General features: G+C 32.1%; 2 protein-coding genes. One reads left to right on the top strand and one right to left on the bottom strand.

The window, feature by feature from the left end:
- The coding region (locus tag ADH02_RS08050; protein ID WP_048784022.1) for an LPXTG cell wall anchor domain-containing protein at nucleotides 1-209 on the top strand (209 nt) is incomplete at its 5' end.
- 49 nt (nucleotides 210-258) lie between these two features.
- Here the strand turns inward: ADH02_RS08050 and ADH02_RS08045 are convergent.
- On the bottom strand, nucleotides 259-906 hold a 648-nt coding region (locus ADH02_RS08045; RefSeq protein WP_048783262.1), incomplete at its 5' end, for an ISL3 family transposase.

Here is a 906-nt window from a genome sequence, read left to right as displayed (position 1 = left end):
CAACAACAACGGAAGCTCCAACAACAACAGAAGCTCCAACAACAACAGAAGCTCCAACAACAACAGAAGCAACAACAACTAGTACGCCAGAAGAACCAAAACAAGAAGAATTACCAAATACAGGGGCTACAGCTTCTCTAACTGGTGCAGCTATTGCATCTATGTTAACTGGTTTTGGAGTATTAGGATTCAAGAAAAAAGAAGACTAAAATAATGGCTCTTTGTCAAATAGTGTTGATGAAGAATTTTAGGAAGGGATTAAGCAACTAATTGTTGCTTAATTCCTTTTTGTTTTGGGCCAAACATTTTTGTTATTAAAATAATCCTGTTCCTAAAATGGTAATAGTTTCTAAAGCCATAAGCATTCCTTTTGAGTACTTTTATTTTATTGTTTATTCCTTCAATGGGGCCATTTGTTCTAGTTGGATACTCACAAGTATTTTGAATATATGGCAAGTAAGTAATTAATGTCTTTAATACTCTTTTTAAACCAGGAGATAGGTATAATTGCGTAGCTGCTTCAATCGTTTCCTTGAATTCTATATAATCTCTGTCCTGAATACATTCACGAAGTGAATGTACAACCTCATAATCATTTTTAAGAGATGGATTATTTTCTAAGATATAATCTACGATTCCTTTGCTTGTTATGAAGCTTTCAAAAAGTTTATAACGATTATATTTATAGTTCTGAAGTTCATTAGGATTCTTTAAAATTAACTTCCAATAATGTTTTAACTTTCGATATAATTTAGGGTCTTTATAACGATGCGTATTCATGACACGTACCCGAGTTCGATTTAATTCTCTATTTAAGGCTTGTACGATGTGAAAAGGATCAATGATAATTTTTGCGTTAGGAAACATTTCTTTTATTAATTGAATGTACGGTAAGTACATGTCGAT

Origin of the sequence: Streptococcus sp. 263_SSPC (assembly GCF_001071995.1) — a bacterium.
Lineage (GTDB): Bacteria > Bacillota > Bacilli > Lactobacillales > Aerococcaceae > Granulicatella.
Note: the sequence above shows the minus strand (reverse complement) of the source record. Positions and strands in the feature narration are given on the sequence as shown.